General features: G+C 65.6%; 19 protein-coding genes. 8 read left to right on the top strand and 11 right to left on the bottom strand.

The features are described 5' to 3' along the window. Positions 1–19 precede the first annotated feature (19 nt). A complete protein-coding gene (locus tag QF031_RS06865; protein WP_307425818.1) occupies positions 20–1,030 on the top strand; it encodes a beta-ketoacyl-ACP synthase III in 1,011 nt (336 codons plus the stop codon). Here the strand turns inward: QF031_RS06865 and QF031_RS06860 are convergent. From QF031_RS06860 to QF031_RS06850, 3 genes are read right to left on the bottom strand one after another with little or no spacing between them, the layout of a single operon-like run. Further along, on the bottom strand, positions 1,003–1,431 hold the full coding sequence (locus QF031_RS06860; protein ID WP_307425815.1) for an HIT family protein: 429 nt from the start codon (positions 1,429–1,431) through the stop codon (positions 1,003–1,005). The genes QF031_RS06865 and QF031_RS06860 overlap by 28 nt on opposite strands. Then, on the bottom strand, positions 1,428–2,603 hold the full coding sequence (locus tag QF031_RS06855) for an NAD(P)-dependent alcohol dehydrogenase (RefSeq protein WP_307425812.1): 1,176 nt from the start codon (positions 2,601–2,603) through the stop codon (positions 1,428–1,430). Before QF031_RS06855 ends, QF031_RS06860 begins: the two co-directional genes overlap by 4 nt. Beyond that, positions 2,600–3,514, bottom strand: coding sequence for a sulfurtransferase (locus QF031_RS06850; RefSeq protein ID WP_307425809.1), 915 nt, complete (start codon positions 3,512–3,514; stop codon positions 2,600–2,602). Before QF031_RS06850 ends, QF031_RS06855 begins: the two co-directional genes overlap by 4 nt. 78 nt (positions 3,515–3,592) lie before the next feature. Between QF031_RS06850 and QF031_RS06845 the strand changes: the two genes are divergently transcribed. Further along, the gene (locus tag QF031_RS06845; protein WP_307425806.1) at positions 3,593–4,705 is read left to right on the top strand and encodes a PLP-dependent cysteine synthase family protein; all 1,113 of its coding nucleotides are present in this window, start codon (positions 3,593–3,595) and stop codon (positions 4,703–4,705) included. On the opposite strand, the gene QF031_RS06840 is transcribed toward QF031_RS06845, so the two are convergent. Then, on the bottom strand, positions 4,702–5,358 hold the full coding sequence (locus QF031_RS06840; RefSeq protein WP_307425803.1) for an MBL fold metallo-hydrolase: 657 nt from the start codon (positions 5,356–5,358) through the stop codon (positions 4,702–4,704). The genes QF031_RS06845 and QF031_RS06840 overlap by 4 nt on opposite strands. Before the next feature lie 125 nt (positions 5,359–5,483). Here QF031_RS06840 and QF031_RS06835 point away from each other — a divergent pair, with 125 nt between their 5' ends. Beyond that, positions 5,484–5,954 carry a Fur family transcriptional regulator gene (locus QF031_RS06835; RefSeq protein WP_307425800.1) on the top strand — a complete coding sequence of 157 codons (471 nt, stop codon included), beginning with the start codon at positions 5,484–5,486 and terminating at the stop codon, positions 5,952–5,954. On the opposite strand, the gene QF031_RS06830 is transcribed toward QF031_RS06835, so the two are convergent. From QF031_RS06830 to QF031_RS06810, 5 genes are all read right to left on the bottom strand, one after another. Further along, positions 5,932–6,816, bottom strand: a complete 885-nt coding sequence (locus QF031_RS06830; RefSeq protein ID WP_307425797.1) for a metal ABC transporter permease — start codon at positions 6,814–6,816, stop codon at positions 5,932–5,934. The genes QF031_RS06835 and QF031_RS06830 overlap by 23 nt on opposite strands. Further along, entirely contained in the window at positions 6,816–7,631 is an 816-nt protein-coding gene (locus tag QF031_RS06825; protein WP_307425793.1) for a metal ABC transporter ATP-binding protein, read from the bottom strand. Before QF031_RS06825 ends, QF031_RS06830 begins: the two co-directional genes overlap by 1 nt. Then, positions 7,632–8,606, bottom strand: a complete 975-nt coding sequence (locus QF031_RS06820) for a metal ABC transporter solute-binding protein, Zn/Mn family (protein WP_307425790.1) — start codon at positions 8,604–8,606, stop codon at positions 7,632–7,634. Between the two features lie 146 nt (positions 8,607–8,752). Then, the gene (locus QF031_RS06815) at positions 8,753–9,823 is read right to left on the bottom strand and encodes a hemolysin family protein (protein WP_307425786.1); all 1,071 of its coding nucleotides are present in this window, start codon (positions 9,821–9,823) and stop codon (positions 8,753–8,755) included. After that, positions 9,820–11,154, bottom strand: coding sequence for a hemolysin family protein (locus tag QF031_RS06810; RefSeq protein WP_307425783.1), 1,335 nt, complete (start codon positions 11,152–11,154; stop codon positions 9,820–9,822). The genes QF031_RS06815 and QF031_RS06810 overlap by 4 nt, the downstream gene beginning before the upstream one ends. 557 nt (positions 11,155–11,711) lie before the next feature. Here QF031_RS06810 and QF031_RS06805 point away from each other — a divergent pair. The 5 genes from QF031_RS06805 (at position 11,712) to QF031_RS21445 (ending at position 17,856) form a co-directional block, all read left to right on the top strand. Then, positions 11,712–15,533 carry a multifunctional oxoglutarate decarboxylase/oxoglutarate dehydrogenase thiamine pyrophosphate-binding subunit/dihydrolipoyllysine-residue succinyltransferase subunit gene (locus QF031_RS06805; RefSeq protein WP_307425780.1) on the top strand — a complete coding sequence of 1,274 codons (3,822 nt, stop codon included), beginning with the start codon at positions 11,712–11,714 and terminating at the stop codon, positions 15,531–15,533. A 155-nt stretch (positions 15,534–15,688) separates the two neighbouring features. Next, a complete protein-coding gene (locus QF031_RS06800) occupies positions 15,689–16,288 on the top strand; it encodes a GDSL-type esterase/lipase family protein (RefSeq protein WP_307425777.1) in 600 nt (199 codons plus the stop codon). A gap of 82 nt (positions 16,289–16,370) precedes the next feature. After that, on the top strand, positions 16,371–17,201 hold the full coding sequence (locus QF031_RS06795; protein ID WP_307425776.1) for a DUF4097 family beta strand repeat-containing protein: 831 nt from the start codon (positions 16,371–16,373) through the stop codon (positions 17,199–17,201). Next, positions 17,201–17,662 (top strand): PadR family transcriptional regulator, encoded by a 462-nt coding sequence (locus QF031_RS06790; RefSeq protein ID WP_307425773.1) that lies wholly within the window; start codon positions 17,201–17,203, stop codon positions 17,660–17,662. The genes QF031_RS06795 and QF031_RS06790 overlap by 1 nt, the downstream gene beginning before the upstream one ends. Positions 17,663–17,781: 119 nt before the next feature. After that, positions 17,782–17,856 (top strand): 50S ribosomal protein bL37, encoded by a 75-nt coding sequence (locus QF031_RS21445; RefSeq protein ID WP_369299106.1) that lies wholly within the window; start codon positions 17,782–17,784, stop codon positions 17,854–17,856. 103 nt (positions 17,857–17,959) lie between these two features. On the opposite strand, the gene rsrA is transcribed toward QF031_RS21445, so the two are convergent. Next, positions 17,960–18,220: a mycothiol system anti-sigma-R factor gene (rsrA, locus tag QF031_RS06785; RefSeq protein ID WP_307425770.1), complete on the bottom strand. Its 261-nt coding sequence runs from the start codon at positions 18,218–18,220 to the stop codon at positions 17,960–17,962. Then, a complete protein-coding gene (locus tag QF031_RS06780) occupies positions 18,217–18,993 on the bottom strand; it encodes a sigma-70 family RNA polymerase sigma factor (protein ID WP_307425768.1) in 777 nt (258 codons plus the stop codon). Before QF031_RS06780 ends, rsrA begins: the two co-directional genes overlap by 4 nt. Positions 18,994–19,212: the final 219 nt, after the last annotated feature.

The raw sequence follows: 19,212 nt of genomic DNA, 5'->3' as shown, positions 1-19,212 counted from the left end.
CCCCTACGAGAGGAATTCCATGAAGCTTACGCTTGCCCAAGGCCCGGCAGGGACCGAGATTGCCGGGCTGGGCCATGCCCAGCCGGCCCGCATCATGGACAACCATGAGCTCGAAGGCATGATGGACACCAGCGATGAATGGATCCGCCAGCGGACCGGGATCGTCACCAGGCACATCGCCGGTGCCGGCGAAACGGTGGTGGACCTGGCAATTCCCGCGGCCCGCATGGCGTTGGCGGATTCGGCAGTTGCGGCCCGGGACGTCGACCTTGTGGTGGTGGCCACGACCACGGCCGCCGAGCGGTCCCCGAACACCGCGGGCAGGGTAGCCCAAGCGCTTGGCCTGGGCGTGGACGGCCGGGGGCCGGCCATCATGGACGTCAACACTGCGTGCTCGGGCTTTGAGTACGCCTTGGGCGTGGCCGACCAGGCGATCCGCAGCGGAAGCGCCTCCCACGCGATCGTGGTCGGCGCCGAAACCCTCTCGGCGGTCACCGACTGGACGGACCGCGCGACGGCGGTGCTCACCGCCGACGGTGCCGGCGCCGCCGTCGTGCGTCCGTCTGAAACGCCCCGCATCGGCCCCGTGGTGTGGGGCTCTGAGGGCGGCATGGCGGACGCGGTGACCATCTCGCCTCCGTCCGGCAGGTTCTTCCAGAACGGCCGGGAAGTGTTGCGGTGGGCCCTCACCAAGGCACCGGAACGCGCCCGCGAGATTGTGGCGCGCGCCGGGCTGGGACTGGACGACATCCAGGTCCTCGCCGCGCACCAGGCCAACCTGCGGATCATCGAACCGCTCGCGGAGGCCCTGGGCCTGACGGACCGCATCGTCATCACCGACGTCACCGAGTCGGGGAACACGTCAGCGGCCAGCGTCCCGCTCGGGCTGAGCAAGTGGTGGCACACTGGCAAAATCCCGGCGGACGTCCCCGCGCTGCTGTTTGGATTCGGCGGCGGCTTCACCTATGCGGGCATGGTGGCCATGACGCCGCGCGGCACCGGTCACGACGCCGGAACAAACTCCCCATAGCCCGCTGCGCGCAGGCCGTCGCGCAGCTTCTCCGCATTGGCGTCGAGGACCGCAGGGTCCGGGTTCTGGTCCGCGGAGCCAAAGTCGAAGTCAGCCATGCTTCGCGACGGCCACACGTGGACGTGCAGATGGTCCACCTCGTAGCCTGCCACGATCAGCCCGGCGCGCCGGGCCCCGAAAACGTCCACCTGGACTGCCCCGATGCGCCGTGCCACTTCCATGACTTTGGCAAGGGTTTCCGGCGACGCGTCCGTCCAGCGGTCCACTTCCTCGGTGGGAACAACCAGCGTATGGCCGTCGGCGAGTGGACCGGTGGTCAGGAACGCCGAAACGTCGTCCTCGCGCCATACGAACCGGCCTGGGATCTCACCCTTCAGGATCTTCGTGAAAAGCGTGCTCATGCGTCTGCCTCCTCGGCGGCTGCCTGCAGCGTGCTGGCGTCCAGCACGAACCGGTACTTTACGTCTCCAGCGACCATCCGGTCGTAGGCCTCATTGAGCTGGGCGGCGGACACCATCTCGATATCGGCCACCACGCCATGCCCAGCACAGAAATCGAGCATTTCCTGGGTTTCGGCGATTCCGCCGATCAGCGATCCGGCGTAGGCGATCCTGCGCCGGATCAGGGCACCCGGATTGACCGGCGGCATGGCTTCCGACGGCAGGCCCAGCTGGAACAGGGCGCCCTCCACCCGCAGGGTGCGGAAGAACGGATTGAGGTCGTGCGGGGCGGCAACGGTGTCGATGATGAGGTCGATGGTCCGGTCCGCTGCGGCCATGGCGGCCTCATCGCGGGAGAGGACAACCTCATCGGCCCCCAGTTCCAGGGCGGCCGCGACCTTCGACTCCGAGGTGGTGAAAACCACCACCTTCGCGCCCATGGCCTTGGCCAGTTTGACGGCCATGTGCCCCAGCCCCCCAAGCCCGACCACGCCCACCACGTCGCCTTCTTCGACGTCGAAGTGCCGCAGCGGCGAGAAGGTGGTGACGCCGGCGCACAGCAAGGGCGCGACGGCGGCCGGGTCCAGTGAGTCCGGAACGCGCAGGACATAGCGGCGGTCCACGACAATCGAAGAGGAGTAGCCGCCCTGGGTGATGGCGCCCCCGTTGCGGCGGTCCTTTGCACCGTAGGTGCCGGTCATTCCGTTTTCGCAGTACTGTTCAAGGCCGTCCAGGCAGCTGTCACACTCACGGCAGGAGTCCACCATGCAGCCCACGCCCACCCGGTCGCCCACAGCGAATTCGGTGACGTTGGACCCGGTCCTGCTGATTCTTCCAACAATTTCGTGGCCGGGGACCAGCGGGTAAGTCTGTCCGCCCCACTCGCCACGGGTGGCGTGCACGTCGGAGTGGCACAGCCCGCAGAAATCGATGGCGATTTCGACGTCGTCCGGTTTCGGGGCGCGCCGGGCCACGGTCAGCGGTACCAACCCGCTGTCCCCGGACACAGCGCCGTAAGCTGCGGCGAGTACGCCGGCTTCTGCTGCGGGTGTTTCATCAGCAGCGGGGACTGCATCAGCGGCAGGGACAATGGGTTTGGCAAGGGGCGGTGGTACGGGGCGTCCTGGTGTCATAGTGCGACGCTACCTCCGGCCCCCGCGGAGTTTCCAGCCCGCGTCCCGCCCCTGCCGGAATCAGGAATGCCGCCCGCGGGCTCCGGGCCGGTGGCAACCGGCAGTTCCGGGCGGTTGGACCACTCCGAAAACGAGCCGGGATACAGCGCCGCCCGAAAGCCGGCAAGCTCCAGCGCCGCAACCTCGTGGGCAGCGGTGACACCGGACCCGCAGTAGACCGCTACCGGCGTTCCGACCCGGATGCCAAGGTGCTCAAACCTCCGCTTCAGCTCCGCCGGCGGAAGGAACCGCCCTGCTGCGTCCACGTTGCCCGCGGTGGGGGCGCTCACCGCCCCGGGAATATGGCCGGCGCGTGGATCCACGGGCTCAACCTCGCCCCGGTACCTCTCCCCAGCCCTTGCGTCGAGCAACAGGCCGCTGCCCGCCCATCGTGCGGCAGCACCGGCGTCGGCCACCGGCATGTGCCCGCTGCCCAGCTCCACGTCACCGAACGTGGGCTGGACGGGACCCGACTCAAGCGGAAGTCCTGCCGCCCGCCAGGCGGCCAGGCCGCCGTCGAGCAGGTAGACCTCTGCGAGGCCGGCGTCGCGCAGCATCCACCACAGCCTGGCCGCGGCCATGTTGGCGCTGTCATCGTAGGCGACCACCAGGTCGCCGTTACGGATGCCCCAGCGCCGCGCGGACTCCTGGAACTGTTCCGGAGACGGCAAAGGGTGCCGCCCCCGGTCCGGAACTGCCGGATCGGAGAGTTCAGTGGCCAGGTCAACGAATGCCGCACCCGGCAGGTGTTCCGAAAGATAATGTTCGTGGCCGTGCGGATCACCCAGCACCCAGCGCACATCCAGCAGCACCGTCCGTTGCCCGGCGGCAAGCCTGGCCTCAAGTTCCGGGACGTCGATCAACGGCTTCATTGCACTCCTCGCAGGTTCCTACAGCCAACGGCACCTACTCTAGACGGCGGGTCCTGTTGCCGCGGGTAGGCTGGATCGGTGACGATCGAGGGCAGCGCCGGCAAGAGCAGCAGCGGAACGGACCGGGACTGGGCCGACCAGGCCATCCGCACCATCAAAGCGGAAAACAACCGCTCGGCGGATACGCACCTTTATGCAGTACCGCTGCCGGAGCACTGGGGCATCCAGCTGTACCTCAAGGACGAGTCCACGCACCGTTCCGGGAGCCTGAAGCACCGGCTGGCGAGGTCGCTCTTCCTGTTCGGGCTGGTCAATGGCTGGATCCGGCGGGACACCACCATCGTGGAGGCTTCCAGCGGCAGTACGGCGGTATCGGAGGCGTACTTTGCCCAGCTGCTGGGGCTCCCGTTCATTGCCGTCATGGCGCGCACCACCAGCCGGGAAAAGATCGCCCTGATTGAGCAGTTCGGCGGCTCCTGCCTCCTCGTGGAGAACGCATCGGACGTGTATGCCGCGGCAGAGGACGTAGCCGCCACCTGCAACGGGCATTACATGGACCAGTTCACCTACGCGGAGCGGGCCACGGACTGGCGCGGGAACAACAACATTGCCGAATCGATCTTCGGCCAGCTCAGCCTGGAACCGCACCCCGTGCCCGAGTGGGTGGTGGTGGGCGCGGGAACAGGCGGAACCAGCGCCACGATCGGCCGGTACCTGCGTTACCACTCTCATGCCACCAAGCTGCTGGTGGTGGACCCGGAAAACTCCGCATTCTACCCCGGCTGGCTGGGCGGGGCGGACGGACAACCCACCGGGCTGCCGTCGCGGATCGAAGGCATCGGCCGGGCCCGGATGGAACCGAGCTTCATTCCCACGGTCATTGACCGGATGGTCCAGGTGCCGGACGCTGCCTCGGTTGCCGCTATGCGGCATCTGGACTCCTACGCGGGCCTGCATGCCGGCCCGTCAACAGGCACCAACCTGTGGGGAGTCTGGGAAACAGTCGCGCAGCTCCTGTCCGAAGGCAGGCGGGGCAGCGTGGTTTCCCTGATGTGCGACGGCGGTGACCGCTATGCGGGCACGTACTGGAACCAGGAGTGGGTGGCATCCCAGGGGCTGGATCCGGCGCCCTACGAAGCGGCAATTTCGCGCTTCCTGGACACCGGTAAATGGACCGGAACGCCGGCCTAAACCTCCACCGACTCGCGCGGAGCCAGGTGACGGTATTCCGTGCCGTACTTGGCGCCGATCCGCTTGACGTGTCCTTCCACGGTGCCCAGTCCGTTGTCGTTGAGCAGCCCGTCGTGGATCTGGAACGCCCGTGGAGCGCGCACCCCAATCACGAAGTCCACCACCTCCGCGGACTTGCTCCAGGGTGCGTGCAACGGGACCAGGAGGGTTTGGACGGTGATGCCGTCGGGGATGATGAACGAGTCCCCCGGGTGGTAGACGTTGCCGTCCACCAGGAAGCCGATGTTGGCTACCAGGGGAATCTGGGGGTGGATCAGGGCGTGCTGCCCGCCAAAGCTGCGGATATCGAAGCCGGCAGCCTCGAAGGACGATCCCGGTTCCACCGTATGGATGCGGTCGGCTGCGCCCGGAGCCTCCCCGCGCAGCTGGCCCGCCACCCCCTCCGGGGCATACAGCGCCAGATCCTTGTTTTTTTCGAGGGCTTCCACCACCGCCTGGGTGTCAAGGTGGTCTGCGTGTTCGTGGGTCACCAGGACGGCCTGGGCCCCCGACAGCGCCTCGGCGGATTCGGAAAAGGTGCCGGGATCGAGGACCAGTACCGCCCCTTCCTTCTCGAGCCGGACACAGGCATGGGTGTATTTGGTCAGCTTCATAGCGCCAGCCTAGGGTCCGCGCCGGAAGCGTGTCCACGCACCCTCCCGCCTGGCCCGTCCACGCGCCCTGCCGCAACTCCGGCTGGTAATCTTGATGTCTGCCCCCCACGGAAGCGAGTTCGTCCATGCCGATCGGCGTCAAGGCTGATTCCGCCGCCCCATCCCCGGCATCACCGGCAGGAGGCGGCAAGGAACAGCGCGTTACCAAGCAGCGGAAAGCCGTCAGTGCCGCTTTGGACGACCTTGACGACTTTGTCAGCACGCAGGAGCTTTACCGGATCCTGCAGAACCAGGGCGTTTCCGTTTCGCTTGCTACTGCCTACCGGATCCTGCAGTCACTTGCCGACGAGGGCCTGGTGGACGTGCTGCGCAACGGCGACGGCGAGGCAGTGTACCGGCGCTGCGCCGTGACCGGCCATCATCACCACCTGCTGTGCAGGAACTGCGGAAGAGCAGTGGAGGTGGAGGCGCCGGCCGTGGAAACGTGGGCGGTGCGCACGGCAGCGGAGCACGGGTTCACCGAGGTGGACCACACGGTGGAGATCTTCGGCCTGTGCCAGGACTGCACTGCCCTTAAGGCTGCCGGGAAGCTGTAAGGACCCGGCCGTTGATTCCCCGGGAGTCGCGCACGGAACCGATGGTGCGGCACACCACATAAATCAGGAACGACAACGTGGTGACGTAGGGACTGATGGGGATCCTGCCACCCAGGGCCAGCAGAATGCCGCCCACGGTCGCCGTCACGGCGAAGACCACACTGAGGACAACCGCTGCCACCGGCGAGGACGTTACCCGCAGCGCTGCCGCCGCGGGCGTAATCAGCAGGGCAAGCACCAGCAGGGCCCCCACCACCTGGATGGACAGGGCGACGCTGACGCCAAGCACAATCATGAACACGATCCCCAGGGTGCGGACGGGGACTCCGCGCGCTTCGGCGAGTTCAGGGTCGACACTGGCAAAGTTCAGCGGGCGCCAGACGGCCAGCAGGACAAGCACGACCACGACGGCGGTCCCGGCCAACACCTGGAGCTGTACGGTGTCCACGGAGACGATTTGACCGGTGAGCAGCCCAAACTTGTTTGCGGCACGGCCTTGGTACAGGGACAGGAACAGGATTCCAAGCCCCAGGCCAAAGGGCATGATGACCCCGATGGTCGAGTTCTTGTCCCTGGCCCGGACGCCCATCAGGCCCAGCAGCAGGGCAGCGGCCACCGATCCTACGAGCGAACCAAACACCACGTCCGCCCCGACCAACAGGGCAAACGCGGCCCCTGCAAAGGAAAGTTCGGAGATGCCGTGGACCGCAAAGGCAAGGTCCCGCTTCATGACGAACGTCCCCACCAGCCCGCCGAGGAGGCCCAGGATGGCGCCGGCCCAGATGGAGTTCTGGACCAGGACCAGCAGTTCCCCGTAGTTGTCGAAGTTGAAGATGGCGCCAAGGATGCTGTCCGCGTCCATCAGGCCACCTCCCCTGCCAGCGAATCCGCCTCGTGGTGGTGATGGGTTGTGGCGTCCGGCAGGCCGACCACGACGAGCCTGCCGTTGGCACGGATCACTTCCACGTGGCTTCCATAAAGCTCTGAAAGCACCTCCGTGGTCATGACCTCCTCCGGCGCCCCCACCCGGAAACGACCCCCAGCCAGGTAAAGGACCCTGTCCACGTAGTGGATGATCGGGTTGATTTCGTGGGTCACGAAAACAACGGCACTGTTGTGCTCGCGGCTTTGTTGGTGGATCAGGGCGCTCACCGCCTGCTGGTGGTGCAGGTCAAGGGACAGCAGTGGTTCGTCGCAGAGCAGGACCTGCGGCTCCGTGGCCAGTGCCTGCGCCACGCGAAGCCGCTGCTGCTCTCCACCGGAAAGCTGGCCAACCGGGACTTTGGCGTAGTCGGAGGCTCCCACCAATTCCAGCAACTGGTCCACCCTGCGGTTGGTTTTGCGGGCCGAAAGCCGGATCCCCCACTTGTCGCCGTCCACGCCCAGGGCCACCAGGTCGCGGGCACGCATGGGGGTATCCGGAGCGAAGGACTTCTGCTGGGGGATGTAGCCGATCAGGCTGCTGCCGCGTTCCACCGGACGGCCGCCCAGTGTTGCCTGCCCGGACTGCAGCTTTTGGAGGCCCAGCAGGACTTTGAGGAAACTGGTCTTGCCGCTGCCGTTGGGACCCAGCACGGCGAAAAACTCTCCGGGCTGGATATTCAGGTCCAGGTCCTCCCAAAGGGTGCGCTGGCCGAATGTAAGGCACGCCCCTTTGAGGCTGACGACGGGTTTCACCTAGTTGTTCTCCAGAACCTTGCTGATGTTGTTCACATTGTCCGTCATCCACTGCAGGAAGGTCTTGCCTTCCGGCAGGGTTTCGGTGAAGTCAACCACCGGGACACCGGCGGATTCGGCCGCCTTCTTCAGTGCTTCCGTCTGCGGGCCCTCCGTTTGGTCGTTGTAGGCCAGAAGGCGTACGGAGCCGGACCCGACCAGGTCGGTGGCCTCCTTGAGAACGGCGGGCGGAACGTCACTGCCCTCTTCGATGGCGGCGGTGTATTGCTCAGGGGTGGCGTTCACCAGCCCCGCATCCTCCAGCAGGTAGAGCGGCACGGGCTCCGTCACCGCAACCCGCCCTCCCGGAGCAGCCGCCTTCAGGGCGTCCACCTTGGACTGCAGCTGTGAAAGGGAGGACTTGAAGGAATCAGCGTTGGCCGTGAAGGAGGAGGCCGAGCCGGGATCCAGCGCCGCGAGCTTGCCGGCGATGGCGTCGGCCACGCGTTCCATGGCCGGCAGGCTGTACCAGACGTGTTCGTTGAGTCCGCCGTGGTCGTGTCCGTCGGCGCCGCCCCCGGCCGCTTCGGACGCGCCGGCCGTGGCGTCATCCGGGTGGGCAAGGCCGGAAAGTTCGACGGCGGTCAGTACGCCTGCGCTGTCGATCTTGCTGCCTTCCACCAGAGTATGGATGAAGGCGTCGTAGCCGCCCCCGTTTTCGATGACCAGCTGCGCCTTGGACACAGCCAGCCGGTCCTGTGCGGTCGCCTCATACGAGTGCGGATCCTGTGCGGGGCTGTTGATGATCGCGGTGACCTTGACCTTGTCACCGCCGATCGTCCGGGCGATGTCACCATAGACGTTCGTTGAGGTCACCACGTTGATTCCCTGCGCAGCGTCCGAGGTCTGCGACGGCTGCGGGCCGCAGGCGCTGAGCAGGAGGCCAACGCCTGCGAGGGCGGCAATGAAGGAGCTGGCAGCGGCGGTACGGCGCACGAAAAACCTCGGTTCACACATAGGGAGGGCAACACACCCAGCGTATACCTAAATGCGAATGATTCCTATTTAGGGCCTGGCACCACATCCTCAGCGTGAAGCCCACCGTGGCCGCGCCCCTGCCTGGCACAGGGGCGCCACCAGGGTCAGGCTCCGTTCGGCTGGCCCAGGCGGCGGATGCCCGTGGCCTGGGTGGCGTCCCGGATTTCACCGACGAGCTGTTCGATGACGTCCTCGAGGAAGAGGATGCCCCTGGTGTTGCCGTCAGGACCGATGACCCGGGCAAGGTGCGAGCCGGTGCGCTGCATGACCGACATGGCCTTTTCAATCTCGTCCCCCAGGGACAGGTTGGCCAGCGACCGGACCCTGCTCTCTGCAATCGGCAGCTCGTACCCGGATTCCGGGATGGACAGTACGTCCTTGACATGGAGGTAGCCGTACAACATGTCCTCGTCATCCAGCATGGGGAACCTGGAAAAGCCCGTACGGCTGACAGCTTTCTCGAATTCCACGGGAGTGGTGGAAGCCGGAAGCATGACCAGCTTTTCGAGCGGCACCATGATGTCCTCCGCCGTATGGTCCGAGAACTCAAGGGCGCCGGTGATGAGCCCGGCGTCGTCGTCCACCAGCCCATGGCGGGTGGACTCCTGCACGATCGACTGAACCTCCTCCAGGGTGAAGGAGGACGTCACCTCGTCCTTGGGCTCGATCCGCATCAGTTTCAGGATGTGGTTCGCGGACCAGTTGAGGGCCGAAATCACTGGGTGGACCAGCCTGGAGATGAACAGCAGTGGCGGGGCCAGGAACAGGGCTGCCTTGTCCGCAACGGACACGGAGATGTTCTTGGGCACCATCTCGCCGAACGTCACGTGCAGGAACGTCACCATCATCAGGGCCACCGCGAAGGCAGCGACGTCAGCCACCTCCGAGGGCAGGCCCACCGTCTCCATGGGGACAGCGAGCAGATGATGGATCGCCGGCTCCGCGACGAGCAGGATCAGCAGTGAACAGACCGTGATTCCCAGCTGCGCGCACGCGAGCATCAGGGAGACGTTTTCCATGGCACGCAGGGTGGTCTGGGCCCGCTTGGACCCGGTGTCGGCCAGCGGCTCGATCTGGCTGCGGCGCGCTGACATGATGGCGAACTCAGCGGCCACAAAAAAGGCGTTGCCCAGCAGGAGGAAGCCCAACCAGAGTATTCCGGCCCAGTCGCTCATTGCCTGCTCCCATCAGTGGCGTCCTGCGCGGCCGCTTCAGCCACGGGATGGAAGCAGATGCGGTCTATCCGGCGTCCGTCCATCCTGGTGACGCTGAGCGTTCCTCCATTGACCGGGACGGTGTCGCCCACGGCAGCTATCCTGCCCAGCTTGCTCATGACATAGCCGCCCACGGTTTCATAGGCCGCCTCGTCCGGAACGCTCAACCCGGGGATCTGCTCCGACAGCTCGTCCGGCCGGAGGAGCCCCGGGAAGTACCAGTCACCGGAGGCACTTTGCAGCAATCCAGGGCGGACCTTGTCGTGCTCGTCCGCCACCTCGCCCACGATCTCCTCCACCAGGTCCTCCAGCGTTGCGATGCCGGCTGTTCCGCCGTACTCATCCAGCACCACGGCCAGCTGCAGGTTTCCCTCGCGCAGTTCGGCCAGCAGCGCGTCCAGGTGGATGGTTTCCGGCACGCGCAGTACCTCGGTCATGATGGCGCCCGCTTCGAGGTTCTGCCGGCGTTCCCATGGAACGGCAACGGCCTTCTTGACGTGCACCAGCCCGCGGATGTCATCAGCCGAGTCACCAATGACGGGGAACCGGGAGTACCCGGTCCTGCGCGCGGCATCCACCACGTCGGACACCGGCTGGTCGGCGTCGATCGTTTCCAGCCGGATGCGCGGGCTCATGACGTCGGCTGCCGTCCGGGAGGAGAAATTCAAGGTGCGGGCAATGAAGTTGGCGGTCCCGGCGTCGAGGGTTCCCATCGCCGCCGACCTGCGGACCAGCGAGGCCAGCTCCGCGGGCGTCCGTGCGCCGGAAATTTCCTCTTTCGCTTCCAGTCCGAAGATATGGAGGACTTTGTTGGAGAAGCCGTTGAGGACCACGATGGCCGGCTTGAAGATCATGGTGAAAACCAGCTGCGGACCGGCCAGGGCACGGCCCACGGGGAACGCCAGCGCGATCGCCATGTTCTTGGGCACCAGTTCACCGAGGAGCATGGACAACAGCGTTGCCACCACCATGGCCAGGATCAGCGCAGCGGACTGCACCACCACATCAGGAAGTCCGACGGCGGTCAGCGGACCTTCGAGAAGGCGGCCCACCGATGGCTCCATGACGTAACCGGTGAGCAGGGTCGTCAGGGTAATCCCGAGTTGACAGCTGGACAGCTGGGTGGACAGGGACTTGAGGCAGGTGAGCAAGGGCACTGCCCCTGCGTCGCCGTCGTCGATAGCGCGCTGCACGGTGGGCTGGTCCAGGGCAATAAGGGAGAACTCAACGGCAACAAAGAATCCGGTGCCGGCGATCAGCAGCAAGCCGGCTGCAAGGAGGAGCCACTCCATATCAGCACCCCGCCTGACGTGCGGAAGTTGCGCTGAGCGTGGTCAATTGTGGTGCAGGGAAGCTGTTTCGTCCCGGCGGAGGATGGTCGGCGGATACCGATGCCTGGTCCGTGCGGGTTGCGGCAAGCTGGGCCGTTGGCTGGTGATGGGCGCGTTGTCGGGGTTTGCCGGCTCTGGGGGCGGACTGCGCGGCGCTTCTCTTCATGCTCCGCTGACAGCGCCCAGGCCGGCACCTAGATTTACTGTCCATAAGAACTTCAGTCTACAGGAGCACCCCTTGCCGCAGGCGCGGCAGCGGGTGCGGCAAGCACCCTGTTTCGGGCCCGGGAGGCCGCTTTGTTGACTGCCCGCAGCCGGCTGCCGAAGCCCGGACGGCTGCCATAATTCGGCCCGCGTTCGTCACTTCATGATTTGAGTCACCCTTATTGGCAGTTAACACAGAATGCTCACTAGACTTGCAAAGGTCCGGGTTCAGAGGACAGAGACTGGTTCGAACGTAGTGCTGAAGCACCGGGGGGCCAAAGAGAAATCAAACTCATGGAAGAGGCGTATTTCAAGTGCCAGAGCAGCCAAGCCACCGTCTACCAGAGGAATTTGGCGGAAACGAGTGGCTCGTGGACGAACTGTACGAGCAGTACCAGCAGGACAAGAACGCGGTGGATGCCAAGTGGTGGCCCCTGTTTGAATCCTTCGACTCGGGCAACGGTTCTTCTTCCAACGGAACTTCAGCGCGCACTGCCAACCCTCCCACCCGGGAACTCCCCGTCGTAAACCCGGCTCCCGCCGCCCCGGCACCGTCGCCGGCAGCTGCACCTGCCGCTCCCCAGGCGGCGCCGGCCGCCGCACCCGGTCCGGCCGCCCCCGCGTCAGCACCCGCGCCGGTTAAGAAGGCCCCCGCAACCGAAGCACGCGACGGCGGCAAGAAAACCGAGGCCGGCACCGGCTCGCAGCCCATCCCGGCGCAGCTGCCCAAGAACGTCAAGGCCCCCACGGCCCCCGAGGAAGACGTCGTCTCCGTCCTGCGCGGCCCGGCCAAGGCCATCGCCACCAACATGGTCACCAGCCTCGAGGTGCCCACCGCCACCAGCGTCCGCGCCATTCCCGCCAAGCTGCTCATCGACAACCGCGTGGTCATCAACTCCAACCTGGCCCGCGCCCGGGGCGGCAAGGTGTCCTTCACCCACCTCATCGGCTACGCCGTGATCCGCGCGCTGTCCCAGTTCCCGTCAATGAACGTGTACTACGACGAGGTGGACGGCAAGCCCGTCGCGGTCCAGCCGGCCCACGTCAACTTCGGCATCGCCATCGACATGCCCAAGCCCGACGGCACCCGCCTGCTCATGGTCCCGAACATCAAGAAGGCCGAGACCCTCAACTTCGCCGAGTTCTGGCACACCTACGAGGACCTGATCAAGCGGGCCCGCAACGGCAAGCTCACCGCCGATGACCACCAGGGCACCACCGTGTCCCTGACCAACCCCGGCGGCATCGGCACTGTGCACTCGGTGCCCCGCCTTTCCAAGGGCCAGGCAGCCATCATCGGTGTCGGCGCCCTTGACTACCCTGCTGAATTCCAGGGCGCCAGCGAAAAGATCCTGGCGCACAACGCCATCAGCAAGGTCCTGACGCTGACCTCCACGTACGACCACCGCGTCATCCAGGGCGCCGGCAGCGGCGAGTTCCTCAAGCTGGTCCACCAGCTCCTGCTCGGCGCGCAGAACTTCTATGATGAGATCTTCGAGTCGCTGCGCATCCCGTACGAGCCCGTCCGCTGGAGCCCCGACCTGCAGGTCGACCCGGCGGACGAGATCAACAAGGTCGCCCGGATCCAGCAGCTCATCCACTCCTTCCGGGTCCGCGGCCACCTCATGGCGGACACCGATCCGCTCGAGTACGTCCAGCGCAAGCACCCCGACCTCGACGTCCTCACCTACGGCCTGACCCTGTGGGACCTGGACCGCGAGTGGCCCACCGGCGGCTTCGGCGGCAAGCCGATGCTGAAGTTCCGTGACATCCTCGGGGTGCTGCGGGACGCGTACTGCCGCACCACGGGCATCGAGTACATGCACATCCAGGATCCTGCAGAACGTAAGTGGTTCCAGGACCAGCTGGAGCACCCCTACTCCAAGCCCAGCCGGGAAGAGCAGTTGCGGATCGTCTCCAAGCTGAACGCTGCCGAGGCCTTCGAGACGTTCCTGCAGACCAAGTTCGTAGGCCAGAAGCGCTTCTCCCTTGAGGGCGGCGAGTCACTGATCCCGCTGCTGGACGCAATCATGTCCGACGCTGCCGACGACGGCCTGGACGAGGTTGCCATCGGCATGGCCCACCGCGGCCGCCTCAACGTCCTGACGAACATCGCAGGCAAGACCTACGCCCAGGTATTCCGGGAGTTCGAAGGCACGCAGGATCCCCGCTCCGTGCAGGGCTCCGGTGACGTCAAGTACCACCTGGGCACCGAAGGCACCTTCACCTCGGACAACGGCAAGGAAACCAAGGTCTACCTCGCCGCCAACCCGTCGCACCTGGAAGCCGTGGACTCCGTCCTCGAAGGCATCGTCCGGGCCAAGCAGGACCGCCTGGACCAGGGCGAATCGTTCCCCGTCCTGCCCATCATGGTGCACGGTGACGCAGCCTTCGCCGGACAGGGAGTTGTGGCCGAAACCCTCAACCTGTCCCAGCTCCGCGGCTACCGCACCGGCGGCACCATCCACATCGTGGTCAACAACCAGGTGGGCTTCACCACGGCCCCATCGTCGTCGCGTTCGTCCACGTACTCCACGGACGTTGCCAAGATGATCCAGGCCCCGGTGTTCCACGTGAACGGCGACGATCCCGAGGCCGTTGTCCGCATCGGCCAGCTCGCCTACGAATTCCGGCAGCGCTTCCACAAGGACGTTGTCATCGACATGGTGTGCTACCGCCGCCGGGGCCACAACGAGGGTGACGACCCCTCGATGACCCAGCCGCTGATGTACAACCTGATCGAGGCCAAGCGCTCGGTCCGCAAGCTGTACACCGAGTCGCTCATCGGGCGCGGGGACATCACCGAGGAAGAAGCCGAGCAGCTGCTCCGCGACTACCAGGAACGGCTGGAACGGGTCTTCGCAGAGACCCACGCCGCCCAGACTTCACCGATTCCGATCGTGACGGCGGATTCCGCGGCTGTGTCCGACATCGAACGGCCCAGGGCCCAGCAATCGGATTCCAGTGTCAGCGCGCCGGCCTCCACGGCCATCAGCGCCGAAACCCTGGCCAAAATCGGCAAGGCGCACGTTGAAATCCCCGAAGGCTTCACTGTCCACCCCAAGCTGAAGCAGCTGCTCGAAAAGCGCGAGCAGATGTCCCGCCAGGGCGGCATCGACTGGGGCTTTGGCGAGATCGCGGCCTTCGGATCGCTGATCATAGAAGGCGTCCCCGTGCGCCTCGCCGGCCAGGACTCGCGCCGCGGCACGTTCGTCCAGCGCCACGCCGTCTTCCACGACCGCGCCAACGGCAAGGAATGGCTGCCCCTGGGCAACCTCTCCGACAACCAGGCCAAGCTGTGGATCTACGACTCCCTGCTGTCCGAATACGCCGCCATGGGCTTCGAGTACGGCTACTCCGTGGAACGACCGGACGCCCTGGTCCTCTGGGAGGCCCAGTTCGGTGACTTCGTCAACGGTGCGCAGACCATCATCGATGAGTTCATTTCTTCTGCCGAGCAGAAGTGGGGCCAGCGCTCCTCCCTGGTCCTGATGCTGCCGCATGGCTACGAAGGACAGGGCCCGGACCACTCCTCGGCGAGGATCGAGCGCTTCCTGCAGCTGTGCGCGGAGGACAACATGATCGTGGCCAACCCCACCACGGCTGCATCGCACTTCCACCTGCTGCGACGCCAGGCGTACAGCCGCCCGCGGAAGCCGCTGATCATCTTCACACCCAAGCAGCTGCTTCGCCTGAAGGCCGCCGCGTCATCCGTGGAGGACTTCACCAACGGCACGTTCCGCCCGGTTATCGGCGAGCATGAGCAGCTGCCGGCCACCGCCGTCGAACGCGTGCTGCTGGTCTCCGGGCGCCTGTACTACGATCTCCTGTCCACCCGGCAGAAGACCGGCGACAAGACCACGGCCATTGTCCGCGTGGAGCAGCTCTACCCGCTGCCGCACGCCGAGATCGAAGCGGAGCTCGCCAAATACCCCAACGCCGAAGTGGTGTGGGCACAGGACGAGCCTGCGAACCAGGGACCGTGGCCGTTCATCGGCCTGAACCTGCCGGAGATCCTTGACCGCCGCGTCCGCCTGGTGTCCCGGCCGGCATCCGCCTCCACGGCCGCCGGTTCCATGAAGCGGCACGCTGCCGAACAGGATGTCCTGCTGAAGCAGGCATTTGCACGGAAGTAAGCAGTAAGGCTGCCCGGCCGGAGTCGAAATACCAGACTCCGGCCGGGCAGTTCTGTTTAATGGATGAACAGCGCCGCCTTCAACCTCCGCAGCCGCGGCGGCGAAGGCGGCAGCGGCCGTACGAAGCAGACCCGTACCGAAGTAAAGAGGAACGCGTGGAAGACAGGAAGCTGCGGATCGCAGCTGTAGGAGATGAACTGCTGGCCGGACTGGGTGATCCCCGCGCGCTTGGCTGGCTGGGCCGGGTGCTGGCCCGCACTCCCCAGGACGGCATGCTGCTGGAGAGCTATGCCCTCCCCTGTCCGCAGGAAGGCACGGAGGGCCTGGCGGCGCGCTGGCTGGAAGAAGCGGGACGGCGCTTCAGCGCCCAGTCGGAGAACCGGCTGGTCATCGGCCTGTCCGGACGTGACATCGAGTTCGGCCTGTCCACCGCGCGGAGCCGGCTGAACCTTGCCAACATCCTGGACTCGGCTTCCCAGAACCGGATAGAGGTTTTCGTGGTGGGGCCGCCCCCTACGCTCGATCCGGCCCAAAACCGGCGGCTGGATGAGTTGAACACTGCCTTCGCTGATGTCACCACCCGCCGCAAGCACCTCTACGTCGACACGTTCTCACCCCTCCTGAACCACGAACAGTGGCGCCAGGACCTCGCTGCCAACGGCGGCACGCCCGGGCAGGCAGGTTACGGGCTGATGGCCTGGCTGGTGCTGCACCGCGGGTGGTTCCAGTGGCTGCGCCTGGAAGCACCGCAGTAGGCCCCTCAAGCCATATCTTGACCACGTCCCGCGGCGGCGATACGTTGTAGGGCATCGCGATATATCGTCTTTGGAGGGGACCGTGCCCGAGCAAACCTGGACCGTTGAAAGCCCGGAGACCATCGTCGTCGAGGACGTGACATCCCTCAAGCTGGGCATGGTCCGCGGCAGTTTCCATGTCCTAACGCACTCCGAACCGGCGGTCCGGCTCGAGGTGTCCGAGGTGCATGGTGACCCCGTGGCCGTCTCCTTCACCGGTGGCAGGCTGGAGGTCCGGCACCAGCTGCACGGCGCCCAGGGCTGGTTCAAAAACCTCATGGAGACGGTCAACCACAACAGCGGGAATTCCGCTGTCATCACCGTCGCCCTTCCCAGCAGCGTCGAGGTGGAAGCGGGAACTGTCAGCGGTGACGGCCTTGTCTCGGGCAGCGCCTCCCACGTGCGTCTCAACACCGTCTCCGGTTCCATCGCAGCAGAGGGCACGTCCGGCGAACTGCAGGTCAACACCGTCAGCGGAAGCGTGGCCGTAAGGGACCACCGCGGCGTGCTCACCGCCAAAAGCATTTCCGGGGAGATTACGGCGTCCGGCCACTTCAGCAATGTGCGTACCAACACCGTCAGCGGACACCTCAGCTTCGACCTGCTCGGCTTCACCCAGGACTTCGGCTCCAACTCCGTGTCGGGGGACCTCACCATCCGGCTGCCCCATGATGTCGGCGTGGACATTGTGGCCAAGTCGGCCGGCGGTGCGGTGGTTCTTGACGGCCAGCAGTGCCTCCTTGCCAACGGCAAGGTGGAGACCATTGCCGGGCCTGACGGCCAGCTGATGCTGGTGCGGACCAACTCGGTGTCCGGCAAGACAGCCATCTTCCATGCCCCTCGACGCGTTGACGGCGGCGAAGCGGAACACTGATGCCGCCCGTCTTCGCACATGGTGCGTTGCGCCTTTACCTCCTGGCCCTCCTCGAAAGCGGTCCCAAGCACGGCTACGAGCTCATGAAGGCGCTCAAGGACCGTTTTGGCGGGACCTACGCGCCCAGCGCCGGAACCATCTACCCGAGGCTGGGCAAGCTTGAGGAGGACGGCTTGGTGTCCACCGAGCCAGCGGGACGGCGCACCAACTACCACATCACCGCCGCTGGCCTCACAGAACTGGACCGGCGCCGCGATGACCTGGCCGGCGTCGAGAAGGGCATCGCCGTTTCCGTGCAGCGGCGTGACGTGGAACTGATGCTGCAGCGGTTCGGTGACGATGTCCGCGCAGACTTGCGGCAGTACGCCCAGGGCGGGCCCATTGGTCCCGCGACGCTGGAAACGGTCCGTACCGTGCTGGCCGAGGCGCAGGCAGCCATCCGCGGCAACCTGCGGATCTGAAACCAGTGTCCGGGGATTACTGCCGCAGGTCATGCGCCATTTCCCGGTTCGCGGGCCGCCACATCATGTGGGAGACTGGAGGGCAGCTCTTTTGAGTACCAACAGTAAGGAGGCCAGCTATGAGCAAGCGTGCACGCAAGCGTCGTGACCGTAAGCGTGGCGGCGCGAACCACGGGAAGCGCCCCAACACCTAGGCAAATGCCAGGACGGTTCAAGCAAAGGACCCCGCAAGCCATTCGGCTTACGGGGTCCTTTGCTGTCTACGGACTCGAACCGCGCACTGGGGCTAATGCCCGCCTATGCCTCCACGGGACGAATCGCGTGGATCCTGTCCAGGATGGCGTTCTTCAGGTTGTCCGGAGCGGACTCGGTGCAGGAGCGCTTGACCATATTACGGATGACGCACTCGAGGTCATACTGCTGGGTGCACTCAGGGCACTCATCCAGGTGGTTCTTGATCTCGGTCAGGTCCTCGCGGGTCAGCGCCCCGTCAAGGTATTCGTAGATGCGTTGCATCCGGGTGTCGTCGCAGTCGCCCAATCCCTGGCAGTCGCTCATTTCCTGTTCTCCTGTGCTTTGCTTGCTGCCGCATCCGACGTATCCGCGGCCGTTTTGAATCCCCGCTCGGCGGCGTATTCCGCGAGCATGTCCCGCAACATTCGCCGGCCGCGGTGAAGCCGGGACATCACGGTGCCGATGGGCGTGTTCATGATGTCTGAAATTTCCTTGTAGGCGAAGCCCTCCACGTCGGCGAAATAGACCGCCAGGCGGAACTCCTCAGGGATATCCTGGAGGGCCCGCTTCACGTCCGAATCCGGAAGGTGGTCCAACGCCTCGGCCTCCGCGGAGCGCAGTCCGCTTGAGGTATGCGACTCCGCCCGTGCCAGCTGCCAGTCCTCAATGCTGTCCGAATTGGACTGCAACGGCTCGCGCTGCCGCTTGCGGTACAGGTTGATGTAGGTGTTGGTCAGGATCCTGTACAGCCAGGCCTTGAGGTTGGTGCCCGGCTTGTACTGGTGGAACGCCGAGAAGGCCTTGGTGTAGGCCTCCTGGACCAGGTCCTCCGCGTCCGACGGGTTCCTTGCCATGCGCATCGCAGCCGAGTACAGCTGGTCCACGTACTGCATGGCGTCCCGTTCGAAGCGAAGACGGCGCTGCTCCATGGTCTCCGTGGAGACGTCCAGGGTGGTGCTGTCAGTTGTGCCGGCTTCGGCGGCCGGCGAAGCAGGACCGGCCTGGCCGGAAGGCAGGGGCGCGGCTCCGGCCCTTCCGTTCACTTCGGCGGGGGTAGCCTCATACATGGCCGCAACGGCCGGATCCAAGGTGCTCATTGCCTTCAAGTCTACTGTCCGGCTCCCCGCCCGGGGCGTGCCGTACTCCAGCGGCCCGGCGGCGAGCATGTCCACTGCCACCGGCCCCGCCGGTCTGGTTCCGTCCAACACCTTCCCCAAGGCCCAACTCCGCTCTGTATCGGGTGAATGATCGCCTGGGTCCCTGTCACGGACCCGACATCGATAACCGCCCTCCGCAGGCAAATATTCCCCAAAGGT

This window comes from Pseudarthrobacter defluvii (assembly GCF_030816725.1).
GTDB classification, from domain to species: domain Bacteria; phylum Actinomycetota; class Actinomycetes; order Actinomycetales; family Micrococcaceae; genus Arthrobacter; species Arthrobacter defluvii_A.
Note: the sequence above shows the minus strand (reverse complement) of the source record. Positions and strands in the feature narration are given on the sequence as shown.